The organism is Hymenobacter ginkgonis (assembly GCF_009755225.1).
Classification (GTDB): Bacteria; Bacteroidota; Bacteroidia; order Cytophagales; family Hymenobacteraceae; genus Hymenobacter; species Hymenobacter ginkgonis.
Window position 1 is genome coordinate 1 of the sequence record NZ_WQKZ01000014.1, and the last position, 22601, is coordinate 22601.

At 52.2% G+C, this 22601-nt stretch carries 14 protein-coding genes; 8 read left to right on the forward strand and 6 right to left on the reverse strand.

All coding sequences use genetic code 11. The features are described from left to right. The first annotated feature begins 331 nt into the window (after positions 1 to 331). Both GO988_RS23400 and GO988_RS23405 read left to right on the forward strand, forming a co-directional pair. Positions 332 to 862 (forward strand): GldM family protein, encoded by a 531-nt coding sequence (locus GO988_RS23400; protein ID WP_157570067.1) that lies wholly within the window; start codon positions 332 to 334, stop codon positions 860 to 862. Positions 863 to 1818: 956 nt separating this feature from the next. Next, positions 1819 to 2121, forward strand: a complete 303-nt coding sequence (locus GO988_RS23405) for a hypothetical protein (RefSeq protein ID WP_157570068.1) — start codon at positions 1819 to 1821, stop codon at positions 2119 to 2121. A gap of 339 nt (positions 2122 to 2460) precedes the next feature. On the opposite strand, the gene GO988_RS23915 is transcribed toward GO988_RS23405, so the two are convergent. Continuing rightward, positions 2461 to 2691, reverse strand: a complete 231-nt coding sequence (locus tag GO988_RS23915; RefSeq protein WP_198173030.1) for a hypothetical protein — start codon at positions 2689 to 2691, stop codon at positions 2461 to 2463. Positions 2692 to 5432: 2741 nt separating this feature from the next. Between GO988_RS23915 and GO988_RS23415 the strand changes: the two genes are divergently transcribed. Together GO988_RS23415 and GO988_RS23420 are read left to right on the forward strand one after the other, a co-directional pair. Continuing rightward, the gene (locus tag GO988_RS23415) at positions 5433 to 6017 is read left to right on the forward strand and encodes a DUF4062 domain-containing protein (protein ID WP_157570069.1); all 585 of its coding nucleotides are present in this window, start codon (positions 5433 to 5435) and stop codon (positions 6015 to 6017) included. A gap of 51 nt (positions 6018 to 6068) precedes the next feature. After that, a complete protein-coding gene (locus GO988_RS23420) occupies positions 6069 to 7493 on the forward strand; it encodes an RNA-binding domain-containing protein (RefSeq protein WP_157570070.1) in 1425 nt (474 codons plus the stop codon). 67 nt (positions 7494 to 7560) lie between these two features. On the opposite strand, the gene GO988_RS23425 is transcribed toward GO988_RS23420, so the two are convergent. Both GO988_RS23425 and GO988_RS23430 read right to left on the reverse strand, forming a co-directional pair. Next, the gene (locus GO988_RS23425) at positions 7561 to 11418 is read right to left on the reverse strand and encodes a hypothetical protein (protein ID WP_157570071.1); all 3858 of its coding nucleotides are present in this window, start codon (positions 11416 to 11418) and stop codon (positions 7561 to 7563) included. Positions 11419 to 12089: 671 nt separating this feature from the next. Further along, a complete protein-coding gene (locus tag GO988_RS23430) occupies positions 12090 to 13250 on the reverse strand; it encodes a hypothetical protein (RefSeq protein ID WP_157570072.1) in 1161 nt (386 codons plus the stop codon). Positions 13251 to 13469: 219 nt separating this feature from the next. Between GO988_RS23430 and GO988_RS23435 the strand changes: the two genes are divergently transcribed. Further along, positions 13470 to 14474 carry a DnaB-like helicase C-terminal domain-containing protein gene (locus GO988_RS23435; RefSeq protein ID WP_157570073.1) on the forward strand — a complete coding sequence of 335 codons (1005 nt, stop codon included), beginning with the start codon at positions 13470 to 13472 and terminating at the stop codon, positions 14472 to 14474. Positions 14475 to 14802: 328 nt separating this feature from the next. Here the strand turns inward: GO988_RS23435 and GO988_RS23440 are convergent, their stop codons facing one another. Continuing rightward, entirely contained in the window at positions 14803 to 18282 is a 3480-nt protein-coding gene (locus GO988_RS23440) for a metallophosphoesterase (protein WP_157570074.1), read from the reverse strand. Positions 18283 to 19165: 883 nt separating this feature from the next. On the opposite strand from GO988_RS23440, the gene GO988_RS24715 reads away from it, so the two are divergent. From GO988_RS24715 to GO988_RS23455, 3 genes are all read left to right on the forward strand, one after another. Further along, entirely contained in the window at positions 19166 to 19960 is a 795-nt protein-coding gene (locus GO988_RS24715; RefSeq protein WP_157570075.1) for a DUF6252 family protein, read from the forward strand. Positions 19961 to 20148: 188 nt separating this feature from the next. Then, positions 20149 to 20550, forward strand: a complete 402-nt coding sequence (locus GO988_RS23450; protein ID WP_157570076.1) for a hypothetical protein — start codon at positions 20149 to 20151, stop codon at positions 20548 to 20550. Positions 20551 to 20618: 68 nt separating this feature from the next. Continuing rightward, positions 20619 to 21200 carry a recombinase family protein gene (locus GO988_RS23455; RefSeq protein ID WP_157570077.1) on the forward strand — a complete coding sequence of 194 codons (582 nt, stop codon included), beginning with the start codon at positions 20619 to 20621 and terminating at the stop codon, positions 21198 to 21200. Positions 21201 to 21284: 84 nt separating this feature from the next. Here the strand turns inward: GO988_RS23455 and GO988_RS23460 are convergent, their stop codons facing one another. Continuing rightward, on the reverse strand, positions 21285 to 22220 hold the full coding sequence (locus GO988_RS23460; protein WP_157570078.1) for an alpha/beta hydrolase family protein: 936 nt from the start codon (positions 22218 to 22220) through the stop codon (positions 21285 to 21287). A gap of 48 nt (positions 22221 to 22268) precedes the next feature. Then, positions 22269 to 22601 (reverse strand): DUF6249 domain-containing protein (locus tag GO988_RS23465; RefSeq protein WP_232341684.1); only part of this gene is annotated, 333 nt, incomplete at its 5' end.

A 22601-nucleotide genomic window follows, 5' to 3' on the forward strand; every position in this document is an offset into this window, starting at 1 on the left:
GTTATTGAGCCAGCCTAACTCAAAACCTATCTTAGCGTCCTGACAATTTTAACCAGACGAATGCACTGATAACTGGTTTGTGCTTGGCTAGTGCTTGGACGTGCTTTTGGCAGGCCCTGACTCCTACCCAGCTGCTTTACCCCCCAATTCCTCGATGCAGTTGAGACGCCTATTGCTGCTGTGGTGCTTGCTAGCTGGGGGCGAGTTGGCCGCTCAGCCTCGTTTGGCCGGGCCCTGGCGAGTCGACTCCAACGGCGGGCGACACCGAGTGCCCTGGACGATCCCCTCCCGGGCTATCACCTTATTTCTCGCTTGTGAAAACCCGCTGCTAGTGCCTGCCCCTTCAGCCAGACAGGCCGCGTTGCGCTTCACTGCTACTGGGGCTACCCTGCGGCTGGACGCCCCAGAGCACCTATTGCTGCTGGCCCCTTTCAAGTCCGTGGTCGTGCTGCGGGCCTACCGGGGGCAGCAGCTAGTCGGGCAGCGCACGTTTCACGCGGTGCTCCCCCCTTTGCCGGCTATTGCAACCTTCACGAGCGGCCCCTTCTCTTCCACCGACTATAAACCTAGTCCAGACCAACACTTTACCCTTACGGTTCGGGCCATCCCAGCGGCCCCTTTCGCCGCATTTTTCCCGCTAGATGCCCGGTATCGGGTGGCTCGATTTCGCACCACCTTGCGCCGAGCGGGCCAAGTAGTAGGAACCCCTGCGCTTTGGCAGCGAGAAGCCCGGTTAGCAGACTTAACGCCGGGCGACGAGTTGCAAGTCGACATGCTGCAGGTGCAGCGCCAAAACTTTCAGGCCGCCGTGCAGGAGGTCCCCGTGCAAAAGCAGGTAGTCATTCCGTATGACAGGTGGTGAGTACGTGATGGAAGACAAGCGACGGCTACATAAACAGTTTTAGGCATTAATGTACGTGCAAAAGGTCCGCTTTCTGGAGCCACTCCGATTAACGTGTGGTTATTCTAGACCCTCACCAAGGACACTTGGCCCAAGCCCGCTGCCGGCCCGCTTGAGCTACCCCCTGCTGCGTTACCTCTGCCAGACACTGCGGGTCCACCAAGTATCTTGCGCCACATGAAGCTCCTGCTGATGGGCGCGCTGCTCCTCTGGTCCCCTGTCTGCCGTCCGTCCCCCGCGTGGCCGCATCATCGGCAAACTGGCCTAGTGGAGTTTACCGGGGTCCTTGCCTGGCCGGCGACGGCCCAAACTCCGGCTCAGCGCCGCGCCCTTACCTACCGCTGGTATGGGGCTAAGGTCTCCGACGGGCCGCGGGCAAGAGCAGTTACCTACTCCGCCCTAACGTCCGGGGGGCTGTCAAGTCGGGCCCACTTTGATCAGCAGCAAGACCCCACGCACCTGGCTCGGCTGCGCTACGGCGTGCACCTGAAGGCTACTGCCACCGGGTTAACGTATCGGTTCTTCGACTTTGACTACACTTGGGTTCGTGACGATGTGGGCGGCACCGAGCCGTTAGAGGCACTGGTCGCCAACCCAGGTCGAGAAGGAAGCACGCTCGCTGTTTTTCGGCAGCGGCTAGCCACCGCGGTAGCCGGTTGGTAAGCCGCGCTTCACGCTACTGATTCTTTGGCCAACTATCAATTGCTCAACAAGGAGGAAGTCACCGACCTGAAAGGGCAACTTTCCTTCGCAAACAGAGACATTTTAAGAGGTTCCTTTATAAAATGTGACAAGCTCGGCTGCTAGAAGCAAGGCTACATAAGAATTACTACAGGCGCTTAGCGGACTCTACTAGTAGGGCCTCGCTTGGTTGTTAGATCACCCCTACTCGGGGAACCCCGACTTTATCTGCCCCAATGAGTACGTTCTTGCGTCAAGTCGTCTTTATCGGGGCCAACTTGCTCCTGTTTGTGGGGCTGCGTTATGTGGCGTTGCTGATGGGCTTTCTCGGCGGCATGGGTGCCGCCGACCACTACCAGTACGAGTCCGTGCTCTATCTGCCCGGCACCGCCTTGCAGCTGCTGGTACTGGGGCTGCTCTACACCCGCTCGGTTCGCTACCCGTCTGCTTACCCCTATGGCCTCGCGCTGGTCAGCTTATTGCTGCTCGTGGTTCTCTGTCAGCTTCGGCTGATTCCCTACGAAGTCATTCCCTCTTGACGGAAGAACTAAGCCCGCAGTGCCAAGTCCAATGCAGCCCCTTGGAATAGCATAAAACCAGTAATCGCGCTTTACAGGGGGGCGGGTAGAAACTAGCTTTTGTTCCTTTACATAAGCTGGCATAGCGGACACATCCCGGAAAAGTGGTGGTTTTAAGCACTAATATACACGCAGCGTCTAAAAGTATTTTTCTAAGGTCAGCTGCTACTGTATCTCTTCAGGTGGGCCAGCCCGCCGAAAGCCGCCTCCCCCCATTTTGATTAAGCTAAGCACCTGTTGTACAGGATATCTTAAGTCGTCTTGGTTGCACCAATAATCCTTGATCTGTCCATACTGCTCCTAATCGGAGCTATTGAATCCCTCTTCAATGTCATTGTACCAGATAATTTGCTTGCCACAAATGGCCACCACCCAAAAGCCATTGCCCTCCTGACCGTAGGGAGTCTGCTGCCACTTCTTGGGAAATACTTGGATTAGCTCCCAAAACCGTAAGATTTCGCCAATCATCTCCTCCTCAGCCGCCAGAATCTGATCGTAAAGTGCCTCTAGCGTTATCGGTTCCCATGTCATAAGGGCGAAGTACGCATAAGGTCTTCCTTACACTCGGTGGGTCAGCTCCTAAGTGACGAGTTTTGCACACTGCAAACGACGGACTACAGCTTGTAACAGGAAAGGGTAGGGGGGCTCAATAATGCCCGCTTTTCGGCTACCCCTACCAGTGGTAGCGTAAACATCCTCCTGTCTGGTAGGAGACGGGTAGCTATCACGCCATTCTGGCTCTCTACGCAGCCGCTGGCCGCCAGTACCTGCCGAACTAGATCGACCTAGCACGCAGCGGTCTCGACAACTCAATAACATACTGATAATCAATATTTTATTGGTTAAGTCCGGAAGCATATATCTCCGTAGCACATAGGGGCAATTGCCAGTAACCGACAGGGCACGGTGGGGTGTTGAGCGAGTAAATGAGACGGAAAAGCTGGAAAAAGGGCTAAAAACAGCATTTCCAGCGCGTAGGGGCACTTGGGCGGGAGGCTGGCTTTTTTCGTGCCTCGTCGGGGCCTGGTGGCGGGCATTCGGCTGGCGGCCACGCGCCAGACCAGGACTAGGCGAACAACTTCCCAGTTCTCACCTGTCAGCCCGCTGCACCCCAGATAGCACCGAGGCAGCCGTTGGAAATTGCCAAATAAGGACAGGGCAAGCTGGGTTGCGAAGCTCGACTCGTGAGACGCTAATGGGTCGAATTCGCGGATAATCGCCCTTTGCAGCACGCCAAGGGTGATACGGGTGAGATTGGCTTTTTAGGCAATTCAGCTCAGCCAAGCGGGCGCGAAGTTGCCAAAGGCTGCCTCGGTACCCCGTGTTCGCTCGGGGCTCTCAATCGGTGCTTAGTCGGAATACCAACCGGGGCGACGCACTTCGTGGCGGCAGGTGGCAATTGCCCGATCCCAACTGGTAATTGCCACCTGCCGCACGGGATAAAAGGCCGATTCAGAAGCGCAGGAGCCTATTCTAGTGGGCCAAGCAGCTTTCATATATTCCCTTTGGCAGCTCGCTCAGCTCAGCGGCAAAAGCTAAAGGGCGCGCACGGCCGCGCGGGTGACGCAATAAAAAACAGGCAAATTTTCAGCTTTATTGCTTGTATACTAGTCAGTTAAGTGCAAAACACGCAATAATTTATTTTGCCGGATCGGTGAGTGGGGCCTTTTTGGCAATTGCCCATGAGCTAGCCGGCTGTCACCCCCTCGTATTCCAACTAGTCTCCGGCTGATGTGGAGGTTAAGGGGCCCAATAATGCCCGCTTTTCGGATACCCCAGGAAGTGGTAGCGGAAGTACTCTGCTGTCTGGTAGGAGATGGGTGGTTATAACACCATTCTGGGTCTCTACGCAACCGCTGGCAGCAAGTGCCTGCCGAACTAGATTGACTTAGCACGCAAGGGTTTTGACAACTCAATAGTCTATTGATAATCAATAGACTATTGGTTAAATCCGGGGGCATATATCCCTGTAGTAGGTAGGGGCAATTGCCCGTAGCCGACAGGGCACGGTGGGGTGCTGGGCGAGTAAATGGGACGGAAAAGCCGGAAAAAGGGCTAAAAGCGGCGTTTCCAGCGCGTAGGGGCACTTGGGCGTGGGACTGGTTCTTTTCGCGCCTCGTCGGGGCCTAGTGACCGGCAGGTGGTGGGTGGTCGCGCGCCGGTCCAGAATGGGTGAAGAGCTTCTCAGTTGTCAACCTTCAGCCCTCTCCCTACCAGATACCACCGAGGCAGCTGTTGGCAATTGCCAAATAACGACAGGGCAAGCTGGGCTACGGTGCTTGACTCGTGAGACTGTGCGAGGTCGAATTCGCTCCTAATCGCCCCTGGCAGCGCGCCAAGGGTGATACGAGTGAGATTGGCTTTTTAGGCAATGCAGCTCGGCCAAGCGGGTGCGGAGTTGCCTGAGGCTGCCTCGGTATCCTCGCGCTCGCTGGCTGCTGTCGGCGGCTCCCTAGCCGGGGTATTACGAAGGGCGCCGCACGCCGTGGCAGCAAGTGGCAATTGTCCGATCGCAACTGGCAATTGCCACTTGCCACGCCAGGCAAAAGGTTGATTCAGAAGCGCCAGGGCTTATTCTAGTCGGCAAAGCAGATTTCATATATTCCCTTTGGCAGCTCGCTCAACCCAGTGGCCAAAGCTAAAGGGCGCGCACTGCTGTGCGGGTGACATTATAAAAAACAGGCAATTTTTCAAGCTTATTACTTGTACCCAAGATGGTTAAGTACAAAACACGTTATAGTTTATTTTGGCGGATCGGCGAGTGGGGCCTTTTTGGCAATTGCCAACGACCTAACCGGCTTCTAACCCCTCGCATTCCAACTGTTTTCAACTCCGTCTTTAGGCTAAAGGGCCCTTGTTGGACAGATTTGCCGAGGGTGTTTGCCGCGCGTAGCAACGCTTTTTTCGGGTGTTTTCAGCCGACCCTTATTGGACTACTTCTTCGGGAAGATTGCGCAACTAAACATATGCCCAATTATCGGACAGCTTTAGAGCTAAGGAAGCGGATAGGCTCTTAAACACCAGTGCTTGCTTTCTTCTGTATTGTAGTGCTTATCGGCCAGGCTCTTCTTGTAAATCAGCACTTGGTGAAAATGAGGCGTTTGATACTTGCAACTAGTCTTACTTGTTGCTTTTGTGCTTCTAGGTGTAGTTGCTGCTTTACTTTGTTTCAATACTGGTGGCCTACTGTGCTCCAATGCAATCCGGAACGTTCCGAATTATTCCGGAACGTTCCGGATTGCTGTATCTTGCTCCCTTAAACTTTGGTGTAGATGCCGCCTATAAAGCAACGCAAAGAGCGTTTGATGGTTAGTTCGTCAGTTTATGGCAACCAGCAATTGCTGGACCAGCTTTACGCGGTACTGAGCTCCAAGTATGAAGTTTGGATGTCGCATAAAGGCACCTTACCTGTTAATTCTGGTTTAAGCAACTTCGATAACTGTTTACAAGCAGTGGAACAGTGTGACATTTTCTTGGGCATCATCACTGGGCATTATGGCAGCGGGCAAACCAGAGGCGAGCCGGGAATCACGCACTTGGAGATGCGCAAGGCCGTTGAACTGGAGAAGCGACGCTTCTTTCTAGTTCATCAATACGTGGACCTAGCGCGGCAATTTCTGAAGCCTTATCGGCTGCTGCCGCAAGAAGGTCCCTTTAAACGGGATGGCCAGGGCAACTTGGAGCTGATAGCATGGCCCGCTAGACACGCACTAATGGATGATATGCGGGTGTTGGACCTGTACGGCGAAATACGGCAGGAAGGAATGCCCCTGGCGCAGCAAAAAGGCAACTGGGTACAGCCCTATAATGACGATGCTGACGTGCTCCGCATTGTCAAGGCACAGCTACTGACTTGAGGCCCTCTGCAACTATGCATCAAACAAACGCTTTACTGATTTTTCAACGTTATGCCCGATAAAAGCGACACTACTCCTGCGCCAAATGCTGACCACACGGCAGCTGACGAGGTAAGGCAGCTTGTGAAACAAGCAGAGGGCTCCTCGCTGGAATTCAAGACGCAGTTCAACTCGCAGGCTATTGCCAGCGTGGTATGCGCGCTGGCCAACGACGAAGGCGGCCGCATCATTATTGGCGTAGAAGATGATAACCATATCGTGGGCGTGGCGGATGCCGAAGCTGTGCGCAGTAAAGTCCTGAACTTGCTGCGCACGCAACTGACCCCGGCACCTAATGCTACAGCCTCTCTGGTAACGTTGGGTACTCACCAGGTGGTGCTCATTGAAGTGGCGCCTGGGCGGGACCGGCCTTACATATTCAACAACACGATTTACGTCCGCAAGGGCGCTTCGACGCAGAAAGCCAGTCGTGGCGAGATAGTGCAGTTGATTAATCAATTGGAAGAAGTGCCGCGCTGGGAGGCAATGCCCCGCTTGGAACTGGTATCGGACGACTTGGACGCTAGTGAATTGGAGGCGACGCGTGAGGCCGCTAACAGGCAGCGGTTTGCGGCCTTGCCAGCCGACAACCACCTGCTGCTCGAGGAACTGCACCTGATGCGTAGCGGGGCGCTAACCAATGCGGCGGCGGTACTTTTTGCGCAGGAGGTGGCGCGGCTGCTGCCCCAAACCCGGATGCGAGCCGTGCGCTACGCCAGCGACGCCAACAAAGAGGAAATAGCAGACAATCAATTTTTCTCCGGCCATGCCTTCGCACTGCTGCAACAGGCCTTGAATTTCCTAGAAAGGAACATTTCCTTGGCGGCCTCGGTGCCGACCAAGGAAACCATCGTTCGTGCTGACCGGCCTGCCTATCCCATTGCGGCCGTGCGGGAAGCCTTGCTTAATGCCTTGGTGCACCGCGACTATGAGCATTTTGAGGGCGGGGTCATGATAACTATTTACCCGGAGCGACTGGAGATATGGAATGCTGGCTGGCTGCCAGAAGGAGTAACGGTTAAGAGCCTGCGCGAGGGCGGCGTCTCGCAGCCCCGGAATCCTGACCTAGCTTATACCTTCATGTTACGGGGCTTGGTGGAGCGAATAGGCAGCGGCGGCCCGCGTATTGTATCCTTGTGCCGCCAGGCGGGCTTACCTGACCCAACATGGCAACAACGGGCGGGCGGGATGCTCTTTACCTTAAGCTCAAAAGCCGAAGCCGGGCGCTCGGCTGAGTCATTGAATGAGCGAATTACTAAGTTCTTGGCAGGTACCAAGCCGGGTTACAAGTTCACCTTGGCCGATTATCAGCAACAAACTGCTTCGGAAGTATCGGAGCGGCGCAGTCGAACCGACCTTACGCAAATGGTTGAAGCAGGGACGGTGACCAAACATGGCAAAGGCAAGGCCACCTATTATCTCCGCATGGAAAGCTAGTCTGCAAGGGCATACTATTTATGGCAGCGGGTATAGCAGAAGGTGTTGCCCTAGCATGATGCTCGTATCATCCTTTATTTCCTAAGGCAATCATGACGTGAAACATCGTGTAGCTGGTACCTAAGTGCGTTTTACCAACTCGTATAAAGTCGTCGCTACCTAAGGTTGAGGGTAAGATTTCAAAACCCTTGCTGGTGTTAATCGAGAACTCGTCTGGATAGGCCATATCGAGTACGTCTTGTCGGTATTTCTCCCAAGCGCTGTCTAGGTTCTTCTTCAACCCAGAGTGATATACCACGATGTAATACCGAGGTATATTAATATATAATTTGCACTTCAGAACGTGGGTTTCGGTATAATTGGCGTCTTTAAGGTTGAGAGCTTCTATCAGAGCGACGGTGTTACCGGCAGATTTGATGACCAAGTCTGCTTCGCCGGCGTCGTTGCCAGCTTCTGACTTGCCAACGCGAGGTTGGTCGTGCAGGCTCCATCCCCACACCGCGAACCGGAGCTGGAGAAGGGCTTGAAGCAAGTCGTTGTATTGGTTTTCGCCCGTGATTTGCCGAACGCCCTCAATCTTCTCGACCATTACTCTGGCGGCCTGGACGAATTCCTGGAGGATGAACTCATTGATGCTGCGTTCGCCGTTCAGGCGCTCCGGGAGTATTTTGGGAATAAGGTCAGCGCCCTGATTGGCTAAGCTGCCGAGTAACCTCTTCAAGGTGTCAACGGTTTTGTGGTCACCGGCCCGGCTGCGCAGCCGGTCGATGGAATCCGGTACCCCCGCCCTATTATCGGCATAGTATATGGTGGCTTTGTCGAGGTAGTCATACGCTAGCTCGTACAGCCCCCGGCGCTGGTAGCTGGCATAAATGACCGGCGTTAACTCTTCACTATATAAGTAGCTGTTGGACAAGCGGCTCACCGTTTGGTCGAAACGCTCGTCGGGGCCGAATTGAGCCAAGTAATGGACACTGTTGCTGTCCACGGCTTCGAGCAGGCCAGCATTCGTCTGCTTTCGCTCTTCGCTAAGCTTGCCGACGAACGTATTCCAATCCTGTTGTGCACGTTGCAGCAAAGCCCGGCTAGCATTGGGAGAAATCGACGACTGGGTGGCCTGCAGGGTACGGGCCCTGTAAAGCTGAAAGGCGTAGCGAATATTGTCGGCATCATGAACTAATAGCCCTTCCAGCAAGGAAATTGCCGGCTCGAATTTCTGCTCGTTGTAGAGCAGGTGGATGCTGAGGAAATACTCCTTCAGCCAATGAAGCGCGTTGTTTTGCTGAGGGGCGTGAGCGGGCGCTTCGGGAAGGGCAAGGGACCGGAGCTTATCACCATCTTTGCGCTTGAATAGCAGCAATAGCTCTATCTCGAATAGCAAGGGCTGGCGCTCGTTTCGATATTCCCTGTCGGCAAAGTGGCGTTGTACCCGCTTAAGCAGGGGCTCGGCAAACAGCTCCCAATGGGTGCTGGAGTTAACCGCCTCAATCAGCGTTTCTACTAGGTCGGTAATAGTGAACTTAGACTTAATGAAGTCATCCAAGTTGACCTGTGCTATTCTTTCGGCAACGACGTCTTGCAACTCCTGTGAGTCGAGCAAATTTATGGCGGCCAGCATCCGCCCTAGTTCCAGGCTTTGGCTGAAAAACTGCTCAATGAACTGTCTGCGGGGCTCGCCTTGAAATAGGTTCAGGCACCGATAGAGCAAAGAAGTTAAAGAAATCCAATGGGCATCGTGTCCCAGACTGAGGCTTTCTTCAAACACGTCAATCCGGCCCTGCGCCAAGTCGTCTTGCGAATACTTGGCAGCGACCTGCTCAATCATTTCCTCGAGCCAGCGAAGCGTTTCCACGACTGGCAATCCTGCCAGCTCTAGGGCCGTCTGCCGGGGGTAAATGTCGAGATAGGCAAGGAGGAGTGTTTTTAAAAAGAAGCGCAGCTTATCGGCCTCGCGTAAGTTGACATCATCGTACCTGCCTCTCTCGGTCGTGGGGTTGATTTGCAACGAAGCCAGGAATTTCGTGGCCAGCTCATCGAGCAGGTTAAGGTGGCGAAACTGGCAGAGTAAGTAGCCCCACTCCACCAGTTCGGCACCGAAGTAGTGAATGGCGCTTTTGGCTGGCTTCACCACCAGTTCGGCAGACTCATAGTTCTCAACAGCCACTTCGCTAGTGCTGAAATAGTCGTCGAGCAACTGCCGTATGTGACGTAGAAGTGCGTGAGCTGGCGAGGATTCAGCTGGGGCTTCGCCATTGCTTTTTCTCGTAGCTGCGGGGCTGGTGAGGAGTTGAAGCAATCGGATGCTTACGTCGACCGTTGCCAAATCAATATGCAAGTATTCCAGTCGTGCAAGATTGGCCACGCCCATCAGCGTGGCGCTGATGCCAGCGAAAATCTTGTCGATAAGCTTGGGAGGCACATAACTGCCGGTAAAATACACGTAACCCCTACTGCGCTTTTCGCCCAAGGCAGCAACTGCTTGATGGTAGGTTCCCGCGTGAGCCCTCTGCTTAGCAAGATTATAGCTGTGGTTTCCCGGTTGGGCGAAAGCTTTTACGGCCAACTCATACAGCAGATGACCAATGGACTTGCCTACTTCCTCAAAGTCTTGGCTAGCCATAACGGCCGCATCGAGGTACAGGGCAAACAGTTCTAACCACAGCTCACTTAACAACTCCTGTTGTTGGCGGTGCTGCTCGTCGCGGTTGTCCTGCTCGGCTACCAAGAACGGTTGCAGGTTGAGCTTGGCAAGCGCTTTGAACGCCAGCGGAGCGAGGTCGGAGTCATTGATCAGGTAAGGGATGGCCCGCGGGCTGAACTCACTCAGGTTCCTGAAAGTGCGCCAGGCTAGGTACGGACGGTCGAACGCCTCTAGCAACCGAATGGTGTTGGCAAACGGGCTAGAGTACTTAGGGTCGTAGGCAAGAGCTAGGCTAATTAACAGGTCGTGCGTGTTGCGGCTGGCCTGATGGTCAAATATATCATGGAACCGCCACTTGTGGTAAGTGATATTGCTAACTAGCTCAACACTGGTACGGCCTACTAATTGGACATGCGGAATTGCATCCGTCACCTTGATGTGCGAGTAGGTAGCGGAGTCAAGCCAAATTTTCTGGAATTCTATTCCGGTATCCAACAAGTCCGGCTCGTTGAGCAGCACCGCCGTGGCCAAGCCGCTTATGCGGCCGGTATGGGCGGGCGTCAGGAACTGCCCCAAATCACTAGGCCAGATTCCGGCGCTTTGCAGGCGTCGGATATACTCCCGAAACTGGTCCTCCGTGACCTCGTCTCCGGTGGTAAGCAGCCACAAGGCCGATGCTATTTCGTTACGCAGATGCCTGATGTCTTGGCCTTCTGACCATTGATAAAGCCCATTTTTTTCCTTGATAAAGTCGCGTTCAATCAAAAATTGAATGCTGACAGAGGGCTGGGCAAATTGCGCTAACAGGCTGGTCATGTCAGCCGCTGAGATAGTTAGCCGTGCATCGCGGTAGCACCGCTCATAAAATATTCGTAGAAAGGCGACATGCAGGGCCTTGTCGGCCGGTACTTCCACAGGCTTGCCCTCTTTTTCATAATAATCTACCTGCCAAATAAAGTGGTTGACTACGCGAGGTAGTTGTACCTCGTTGTTGATGAGGCGGACCCACCCAATGTTTTCAAAATCTTCATAGCATAACTCGGTTCCATGCTGCTCATTGAAGCCAAGCAGCAACTTTTGAAATACGTCTTTGCTACGGTCAATGAATGTGAGGGCCAGAATGAGGCGGGCGAGCACGAGGCCAACCCCGTGCTGCAGGTTTTCGGCTTTTACTTGTTGGTCAACGTAGTCTTGCGACTCAGTGGTGGTTTGAGCAAAGCGTTGCAAACGAGTGCTTAAAGCAGCTTGGCGGTGTTCAGCCTGGTAGGAAGTGGGTAATTTCACGCTGGATTGGGCTGAGAGGTAGTCGTGATCTACTAAGGCAAAATGGTTTTTGAGCGGGCGGCTTCAATTATTGGTTTCGATGTGCAACGCTGCCAGCTACTTCGCAAATGTCCATGTTCCTCGACAACCAGTCAGCTTAATAATCAACAACGTCGCTTTCACTGCTACAATCGCAGCTAACAGTGGAGACCACTAGCTCCTAGAAGAAGGTCCATACGACTGCCCATAACACGTAGAATTCTAGACAAGACTGCCCTTAGTAGATAGCGCTCACTCAATGGCATGTAATAAGTAGCCGAGATAAACATATTTTATGTTTATTTGGGGTGAGCGGCGACTACTCATTTTTATATACTGTAGAGCACCCTTAGGAAAGTGTCAGATAATTGCCTATATGTAAAATAAGCGCCTTGTAGATCTATGCTGGTCCGATGCCCAAGGGGTTGCTTTCGACGGCAAGTCCACTAGCGCAGCTGCTGAGGGGAAGTAGCGCGAGGAAGCAACGTTCCAATGGCTGGGCTCTCCTTGGCTAAGCCATGTTGCTGCAGCACCGCCCGTATGGCTTCCCCCATCGACCGGGTCGGCGCAGCTAGACCGGCGTCGTTAGCAACCGCCAGTCCGCTTGCCAGAAATATGTGTAATAATGTAGGAAGTAGTAGCCTTATAAGTCATTAATCAATACTAAACGGGTTTCCCGTATTGTCTGAGCTTTGGTGTACCGATGATTCGAAAGCACGAATGCTCAGTCCAGGAATAGTAGGCAATTCAGGCGTATAGACCTCTCTCAAACCTTCAGGATTAGGAGGAGCTAATTTTAACATAGCATATGGTTCGAATAGGGGCACCCATTTGTCCCAGTTATTCCATACCATATAGGCATAAGTCATGCCTTCATCAGACATTGACCATTGATAGTCTTTCCATATTCTATCAGCATCAATAACTTTTTGCTTGCCAAGTATGTCGATAAATGACCAAGTTCGTTGAGCTGTTTTTCCAAACAGTTCAACAAGTTCGGGCCTCTCATGCTGTAAAAGTGACAAGGCAGCTGTGAACGAATAAAAATAGCGAAGTGTGCTGTTGGGGTGATAGAATTTTTCAGCCTCTTGCCTACTTGAAATTTTTCGTGACGGCAAGCAATAAAATAATGTCCTCAATGCGAAGAAATAGCATTCAAAGACACTGCCCAAATCTCGTAGCTTTATTGGAAAAGATTCCAACTGCTCTGGTATAATTAGGAATCCATGTAGAAAACCAGCAGAAACGCATGAATCAACATCCATTTCAATGGTTTGACTATCTACTGGAGCTAGGCCATTACCAGACTGTTCTACAAACTCTTTTACGGTACGATTTAGTAAATAATCAATATGACCATTAGCTATGTGTCTAATCTCATGCCGTATTATAAAATGCAGGCACAGCGTGTAAATTAATCTGTGTAACTCTCTTCTTTCATCATCAAAGAACACAGCTTCACAACCAGAAATAGCAATATCTAGTATCCCCCAACTAGGCACTTCTAGGGTAGGGATAGCCAGTGCACCGGTGCTACTGCCAACAGTTGGAAAGAATTCATTATTAGAGAGCGTTACATAAAGAACATCGTAAATCATCCTAAACACAGAGATATCATAGTTTATGCTATAAATTCGTTTGCCTTGGCTTGGTAAGCCAGAAATACTAATTTTAAACACATCTCTATCAATAATATTTGTAACTAACTCAAATTCGTCCCCTATCAATTCTTTGATGAGAAAGTCGACAAGCTTGAAGAAATGCTGCTGGCTTTCCTCAGAGACTACCTCCTCAGATTTTAATAAAAGAAACATAAGTATCTAATTTAGAAATCTAGCACTTTGAACAGCTGACTGACAATACCGTTTACACAGAAGAGTCGGGAGCCAAAATACAGGAAAATGGCTTTTATTACAAGAGCTGTAAGTTGATTAAGCTGGAAAATGCGAGAGCATCCAGCTAGTAGTGAAATATACCTAGTTAGGGCGAACGGAAATGTTATCTTTACTTCCTAACCACGTGCACTCAACCTTATGTTTAAAGATTTCGAAAGCGACTACAAAGCTCCCGATTACCGAAAAGAGCGAGCCGCCGTGCATCGGTTGATACGGGAGGCGGAAGAGGGCAAATACGGTGGGCTACTAGGTATACCAAGTGGTCTAATCACGCTAGACCGGATTACAAATGGCTGGGGTAATTCGACCCTGAATATTATTGCCGGTGCCCCTTCAATGGGTTGTACGTCACTGCTACTAGCATTCATGCGGAACGCTGCGACGGATTTCAAGCGTGGAGTGGCCTTTTTCTCCTTACAGATGCCCTGTCAGAAGCTGCTAACCAAGTGGCTCAGTATAGAGCTTGAATTGCCGTTCAAACAAGTAGCGTCTGGACAATTTTCTGACCACTACTGGCATGAAATAACCAAACTGATGCCTGATTGGGATCGGGACTTAGACAACCTCGTTCGGATTCTTGATACACCGGCTCCCACTATTGGTAAAATTGTAGCTGACTGTAGGAGGCTGCGTGAGGAAGGCACTCAACTATTTCTGATTGATAACATCAACCGCATTACTCTTGGAAAAAGGGAGCGGGCTTTATGTACCAACCGGACGCAGGAGTTATCCTATATCGCTCGCCGCCTGAAAACACTAGCTCTTGAATTAGAGGCACCTTTCGTAGTGGTGTCAAATCTTAACCGTGCAGGTGCGGACCGTTTTCCCCGTCCTCAACTGAGCGACTTACGTGATTCAGGCGCGATTGAGAATGAGGCGGATATAGTTATACTGCTTTACCGGGCCGAATACTATAAGCAGCTGGAAGATGAAATGGGTAATCCAACTCATAACAAAGCGGACCTGATAGTGGCAAAACACACATTCGGTCCGCTGGATACGGCTAGTGTTGAATTTAGAAGTGCTTATGGTCGATTCGCTGACTTGCAAGAAGACAGGTATGACGCGTATACTTCTGAGGCTTCGACAAAATTAGACCCTTTTCCTAAGGCAAACAGTTTTGGGGAGGAACCTCCCTTTTAATCACTGTTTTCTCTTTCCTGAGGCTCGCTCGCACTAGTAGATGTCAGCGCACGAACAGCGTATATCTGAATCAGAAAATTGCTATAATTAGCGAAACAAACGACAAGGCCAAACTTACCACTTTTCTCAGAGTGGGGATAGAAGCAGCATTATGTTAACAACTATTCTCAGACGTAATGTACGATTCAGCTAACGGTATCGTTGGTTAACGCAATTCTAAATATCTCAAGAAATATTATCCTAATTAATCCACCAATTGAATAGTTTAGGAGCCTTATTAAGTTAGATACCTAAAGACATTTGATAGCACCATCTTAGCGCTAGTTTACTACCTCTTTTTCTTATCTCGGCCGTCTATTCTAATCAGCAATCGTGTTAATAACTTCTCCATTTTTTGGTTTGAAACTGTGTTAGTAGATAATTTCAGAGCTTTCCTAAGGTGCTGTGAAGCTTCTACTTCTCGTCCTACCTGCTCAGCTAGTGAAGTGCCTAAATGGTAATGTGCATTCCAAAAGTCCTGATCACCATTAATAGCTTGCCTGTAGTGTTCTATAGCTTTCTGCTTGTTTCCTAGCCGTTCATAGATCAGGCCTAACCCATCATGGGCAGGCGCGTGCTTAGGAGCTAATTTAAGAGCTTCTAAAAAATGAAACTTCGCCTCCTTTGTCCGTCCGTTTTGCTTAGAATACAAATAGCCTAAGTTGTTGTGAGCAGTGGGTAAGGATATATTATACTTAATTGCCTGCTTATATGACCGCTCTACCTTGTCTGGCCAATTAGTACGGCCATTTTTCGCCTGAAGCGACCTAGCAATCCTAAAATAAGCTTGGCCAATTACACTGGCCTGTGGCAGTTCATCAGGCTTAGTACGCGTGATAACGTCCTCTAAACTTTGAAAAGCAGCTAATACTTTCTCAGAATCCAGTATTTGCCATTCTTTAGGTAGCGCAAGTGCATTTACTATAGCCAAACTGGCCTGTGTTGTAATTGGCCAATCAGCAGTAACTAAACTTTGCAACCACTCAACAATCTGTGATTTAGAGGGCAGATTAGGACTTCGCCATAATCTGTGAACCGGCCCGACCAACGGCAATTCACGCAATAAGGCTACGATAGCTTCAGTATTTATATCGTAAGCTAAAGCTATTGCCAGCAATTGGGCTAAGGTGGGTAATACAGCAGCGGCAGGTTCCTGCCATGCTCGTAAGTTTACCTGAAGGAGGTCATATATGATAGCCTCAGAATTATTAACAGAGGCAGCGGGCCGAGGAAGGCCACTCGCGGCCACTTTTAGTTCAGACAATACTTTGTCGAAAATTATAGGGCGATTTTCTTCGAGTCGCCAGTGCCGGCGCAAGTAGTCACGTACGGTGGCATGCAATTCATTGCCCGATAGAAGAGCGTAGTGGTTGCCCAACTGGCGAAGGCGTGTCCGCACTCCAGAGGCATTCGCCTGCCAGAATGCTTGCAATACATCAGGGTCTGCTCGCTGGAGCAACCCCAATGCCACAATGTCGCGTAAGTCATCGACAGACCGGGGGCGCAGTATTAAATGTTTCAGCAGGCGCTCCACCATCGTTTCGATAACCCGCTGGACAGCTTGGCCATCGCCGAGCGAATCTAAGTCTTCTTCATCCTCATCGGTCAGCGAGGGAAGTAGCTCATCGCCGTCCTCATGTAGATCCAAGAGGGTACGCACCGCCAGCGGTACACCCAACGTGAGACGATGTAGGCGTTCGGCAATCCCAGTACAGTCACCCACTAACGGCGTATGCAAACTGACTAATGCTGCCTCAATTTCTTCAACAGTAAAGCGCTTGGCTTCAGCAAAGTCTATTTCACGCCTTCGCCGCTCGGTTAGTTCGGACCGCCAACCATCACGACTTCCGCTGAGTTGGTCTACATCAGGCTGCTTACGGCTGCCTACAAATACTAATAGCGGGGTTTCGTCGCGTAATAATGGGACTAATAATCGACGCAGCCAAGTGTCTAATTCCTCATTCAATACCTCACATGTATCAAATAGTAACAGCAGCGGGTGCTGAGTGGCAGCCAGCTGCAAGGCAGTACGCAGTGCATCAGCGCGTACGTTACTAGGCTCGATTACTGCTGCATCGCTGCTGTGGGAACCCGCCCGGCACCAAGCGGCAAAACCTAATTCATAGCGAATAGAATGGTTCCACCAGTTCATTATATTCTGTTGTCGCCGAGCTAGATCGACATCCCATAGGTTTTCATTACGCAACAAGCGCCGTGTTTCCTCACTTATTTCTGCGTCTTTGCCTTCGTAGGCAGCACGCAGCTCGTCGCCAAACATGTTGCGTAACCGCTCCCGCTCGGGGCTAGCTGCGGCCACTTGCTCATCAGCCTGCCAATAGGACTCGGCAAACGCCTGCCCCATGACCTGCGCAAGTCGGTAAGCTAGCACGTCGAATAAATCTTCAGCAATGAGTGGCTCACCTTTAAGTGGGTCACGCCATTCGGGCGAGTCCCACTCCACAATTAGAGTCCGCACTATGCTGATAGCTTCAGCCTGTTGCCGGGCTCGGTGTAAAAACCAACTTTTTCCCATGCCCCCAAAGCCATGTACCCAGACCAGTTTCACAGCTTGACCCCCAGCAGGTTGGACTGCTCCCCCTGCCCGTAACTGCAGTCCAGTCACTGCGTCGGCCACATCACTCAACGAGCCTTCTCGACCAATAAAGCGCTGCCCAATATCTACCCAGGAATCAGGCGGCAACATCTTAAGCAGCGGCCGGGTAGGAATGAGCGTGATAGGGGCAAGAACTGCTTGCGTAGGCTGCGTGTCTGGCGGAGTAGGAGGCGACGCTGGCTGTCCGGGCAGGGGATATGCCCACCATTCACCTTTTTTAAAAGATGGATGAAAAGCATCGCCTTTTAACGTCCATTCTTGGTGATCTTTAGCCCACTCATAAGGCTGCAATCGTAACTCATGAGCTTCTAAATCTGCTTCCCCCCATAGTAGGCCATTTCGCCATACATCATGCTCTTCAGCTTGGAAAGCTGCTCCTGTTTGAATAGCTAAAAAATGATTTCCGCCGCCGTGTGTTGGTTGCAGCCACTGTTTATGCAGATGGCCGTGTAGGTACAGTACCCCTGGCTTACCTAATAAAGAGTTAAATATGGACTGCTGACCGGGCAGCAGCCAGTCCAAAGGATGATGGCCCAGCACGATGCGTAAGTCAGCACTTTTTATTTTTTTAAGAGCCTCCTCTACGAGTGGTTTACCAGGAGTAAGTTTCTCTTTATCATGGTCGTCCTTGCATAACCAAGCTGTATTAATGCCCGCAATACCAATCTGATAACCGTGTAATGGTACTACCCGCCCAAAATTGCCCTCTTCAGAGAAAATACGTCCTTTATCGACTGTTTCGTCAGCGTTCTTAAATGCCTCAAATCGTGGATTTAATATATCACGCGCTTCTAAACCGTCGGCATTTGCGTGGAAATACCACTCTTTTCGCGCTATTTCATCTCGGTCAAATGCTTCGTTTTTTTTACGGTTTACGTCGTGATTACCCGGTATAACAAACATTCGAGTGGCTATGTCGCCACCAATAGCAGCTTGCAATGGTCGAGCAAATTCTTCCCAAAACTGCTTGTACTCTTCTAGCCTGCCTTTATCAGCTAAATCTCCGGTTATAAAGACAAAGTCAGGGACAAATCCCTGCTCCTTCTTCTGCTTGACATGGTTGATTATATAATCGAAAAGTTTCCGCTGAGCATAACCGTCCATACCTACGTGAAAATCGGAGAGGTGCAACCAGCGGATAGGAGGTACAGTCATAATCAATAAATTTCTGGCAAGCTAGGTAGGCAATATCAATCTAGTATGCACTTTTCACTTAAATGGCCACTTGCTTCTCTTAGGCTCAAGAAGGTGCACCTTACGGACGCAGCCTTATTCGAATTACCCAACCCCCATTACGAGCTGGAAACGCACTTACTGCGGCTTTTCTGAGCCCCTTCTGCGAGCAGGTACTTTCTGAGCCCCTTGTTGTCTCGTTTTATATTGTCCGCAGCACTAGGCCTTCTTTAAATTGCCTTTACTGGCTGTGCAGGTCGCCTCATTTTCATAAACAATAGACCTTGCAAGCTCACTCCTATTAGCCCTTGAATGAGCCCATTGCGCGAGTCTAAAGGAGAGGCCAACTGACAGTAGAGCAACGCAGCCAGTAGGACACAAGCCATCGTAATGGCTGCCGCCACCTTCGTATGGGTACTTGTCAGCGCCCAATACAGAGGCGCGGCAAATAGGCAGAATTCGAGTGTGGGCAAGGCCAGCAGCAGCCACAAATAGTAAACTAAATCGACTACATTCCGGATGCCAGGAGCCAGAAAGTAGTAGTCATGGTTTTTGCCCAGTAGAAAAAGATACAGGAGCAAATACTTGCTCCCGATGCACAACCCAAGTGCTAGCATTACTGGCTTCCGCAAACGCTTTTGCATAGTCATACGAAGTCGTAGGGTGAAGATAGAGCGAGTGTTCGAAAAACCCCCTCACAAAAATGGCTCGCAAACCATGTTTTCGGAGTCTTTAACGGGGGTAAGGAAGTCATTCGAAAAACAGTAATATTGCGAACCCTCTGGCCTGTAGTAGGTTTATGCCATCTGCTTGACAAGCCTTCAGTAGGTACTAACTAACACGCCTTTCCTTACTTCTTTCTCTTGTGAAACAGTTTTTGCCCTTGGTTCCTCGCGTCACCACTAGCCTGTTGCTAGCAAGTTTGCTTCTGGGTAGCACTGCCTGTCATAGAGAAGCAGATGAGGTCAGCGCCACGGGCACTATCGCCTCCACCATTTTGCCGGCTGGTTACGCAACGCGGGTCACGGCCACGGATGCGGCTGGCCATAGCTATGCCGCAACGCCTGACCCCACAACGGGGACCTTCAAATTGGTGAACGTGCCGGCCGGTTCGTATACGCTGATCGTTGACACGAAGCTGGCCTATAAAATGCCGGCCCCCCAGCAAGCGCAAGTCAAAGCGGGGCTAACTACGGCCCTCTATTATTCCACTCTGACACGTGATGCGAAGCTGCGCGGCACGCTAAGCTGGGTGGAGAATGGCGTACGCTATACGGCCGTCAATCTCTACGGCGAAGTGAACAATGGTCTCGTCTCGGTGGATGGGTATGTGCTGAGTAACGGCGTGGGTCGGGAGGTTGCCTTTGTCATCCCTACGTACGGCCAAGCGAGTAGCCTTTTCACGGGCGTGGGTACCTATACGCTAGGTCAGCAAGAGTATCCTTTTGGCAAGTACACGCTCTCTAATTCAGCTGGCCCTTCTATCTGGTATACCCCCCGGCAGGGAACTGGTACAGGGCAAGTGCAGATAACGCAGTATGACCCCGCAGCCTTCGCGATCGCCGGCACGTTCACCTTTACGGCGGAGCCCTTTTCTAACCCAACGGGGACCCCGGGTAACGTCACGATTACGGAGGGTAGCTTTAGCCTGACTTACTAAGGCACTAGGTAATAGGTAGACTAGTACCCCCCCCTCCAAAAAGGATCGTTTTTTGGAGAGCTAAGCAGAGTGCCTTAGCGGGTTCGAAAAGGCGCTTTTTCAGAGGCGTTTTCGAGCACCGTTTTTTGGAGGGGGATGATTCATATTTTTGAGTGATCGAAAGGCGGCTGTTCGCTGCTCCTGTTGCTATGTCCCTCTTCACTCAAATCGACCCCCATTTGACTCGGTTTGCGGCCGAGCAACCGGCTGTTCTGACTCGGGACCGCGATGGCATGAGCCTGCTCCTGGCGGGTCCTAATCGCACGGGCTTTGAAGAGCGACGACTGGATTGGCAGCGAGATACACTTAACCTAGCTATTATCCTCCAGCCTGACTTTCTGGCGACCGGTGTTGATGTAACCAAGTGGAATTTTGTCGCGGTTGCCTGGCAAGGGGGTGGCTATCGAAAATATACGGCGGGGAAAGACTTTCTGACATCAGTCCCCTTTCAGGAGATGGAAGCCCAGGTGGTGGAGTTACTAGCACAAGCGCGCACGTATTTGATTCACCTCCACCTCCATGATTTGAAGCCATGGGGTGAGTGGCGCTAGCCGCGTGATGGGCTAAACACAGCGTGCGTTACCTAAGCCTGTTCTAGGCAGAGCAGCTAGTTTTGAGGATGCGAGTCGCCATTTATGCCCGTGTCTCCACCAAAGACAAAGGGCAAGACACCGAGAACCAACTATACCAGTTACGGGAATTTGCCGAGCGTCATGGTGCTATCTACAAGATATTCACGGACCAAGAATCGGGTGGGAAGGCTGACCGCACGGAATTCAAACACCTGCTGCTCGAAGCTTATCAGCACAAGTTCGACCTAGTCGTGTTCTGGCGGCTGGACCGCTTCAGCTGCGAGGGCGCGCTAGCCACGCTACGCTACTTGAAAGAGCTCAAAGACCATGGGGTAAACTACAAATCCTTCACCGAACCCTACCTCGACAGCCTCGGGCCCTTTGGCGATGTGATCGTCTCGATGCTGGCCACCATTGCGGCGCAGGACCTGATTAAGATTTCGGAGAATACCAAAGCGGCCTTAGCTAAGAAAAAGGCGGCCGGCGTGCAACTCAGCGCTCCTACCAAAAGCGCGGAAACGGTGGCGCAAGTGCGGCGACTCAAAGCCAGTGGTGCCTCCAATCAAGCTATTGCGCGGGCGCTGAAGATGTCGCCCAGCACCGTGGCCAAATACCTAGCAAAGACCTAAAAAGGGCCTGCTGTGCCTTGGCAGCGCCCGAAATAGTCTCACTTGCCGGGTGGGGTGCCCTATTCTCGCACTGCTTTCACCGAACTACTGCGGGGCTACTCGGTGATGACTGCGCGGGAGGGCGTGCAGCCAGCGGAAGGCCGCCTCCAGCGGCTCCTGCGACGCCGCAAAGGCCGTGTTATGGCCTAGAGTTGGGAACAAGTGGTATTGATAAGCTTTGCCCTGCGCGCGCAGCGTGTCGAGGTGGGCCATGGATTCGCGCACGGGAGCTTGGATATCCTGGCCGCCGAATAACCACAGCCCTGGAATGGTCAGCTTCGCCAGAATAGCGCGCGCATCGGTGTCGGCAAAGTCGTAGCGGTCGGGGTCGTGGCGCAGGTGCTGCTGGGCGTCGGCTTCGGTGTGCGTCTGCCAGAATTGGGGGTCGCCGGCCGTATAAAACTGGAAGCGCAATTGCTCGCGCACCGTCACCACGGGCCCGCTGAAGAGCACGAGAAAGCGCACGGCCGGGTTTTGCTGCGCGGCCAGCGGCACGACCCAGCCCGCCTGACTGCCGCCCAGCAGGCCCACCGGACCGTGGTGGGTAGGTAGCCGCTCCACTAGGGCCGTTAGGGCGGCGCTAGCATCTGTGGCGAGCAGGCGCAGATTGGCGGCCGATACATTATTGGTGCCTACTTCGGGCCCCACGTACACCCCGCCCGAGGCGCCCACCCCGCGCTTGTCGTAGGTGAGCACGGCGATGCCGCGCTCGGCCAGTTGTGCGGCCAGGCCGAGTTGCCGCGGTTCCTGCCCGGACCCGTGGACCAGCACCACGGCCGCCACCGCGGGATGCGTGGGCAGCAAGAGCGTGCCGGCCAGTCGGGTGCCCGCACTGGTAAAGGTGACAGCGGTGTTGCGATAGCGCGGCGGCTGGGCCCGCCCAGGCACCGGGGCGAAGCCGGCTAGGAGCCCCAGCCAGACCAGCCACCGGTGGCCAGCTAAACCAAGGAGCGAGACAGGTAACCGAAGCAGGGACATCATATAACGGGCGAAAAAAGGTAGTCGAAAGGCTGGTCGTTGCGGGATGACCTAGCGGGCGGTGGCAGCTCGCAGTAAGTAGTAGGCGACGACCAGGCTCAGACCCGCGCCGAAGAAGATGGTAGCCGGGTACACATAGCTTTGTTCGCCTATCAGCTGGGTCAGCACGGCCCCGGCCGTGATGCCAGCCGCGATACCCAGGCTGAGCACGCCGAGCAGCAGCAGCAGGGGCAAGTAGCTGCGCGAGTGGGCAAACGCGGTGGGGTCCAAGCCCTTCTCAATCAGGGCCAGCCGTTCGCGCGAGCGGGTCGTGAAGTAGTAGTAGGCAATCCCGAATCCGGCCAAGGCTAAGCTGATGGTGATCGGGATGGTAACGGGGACGAG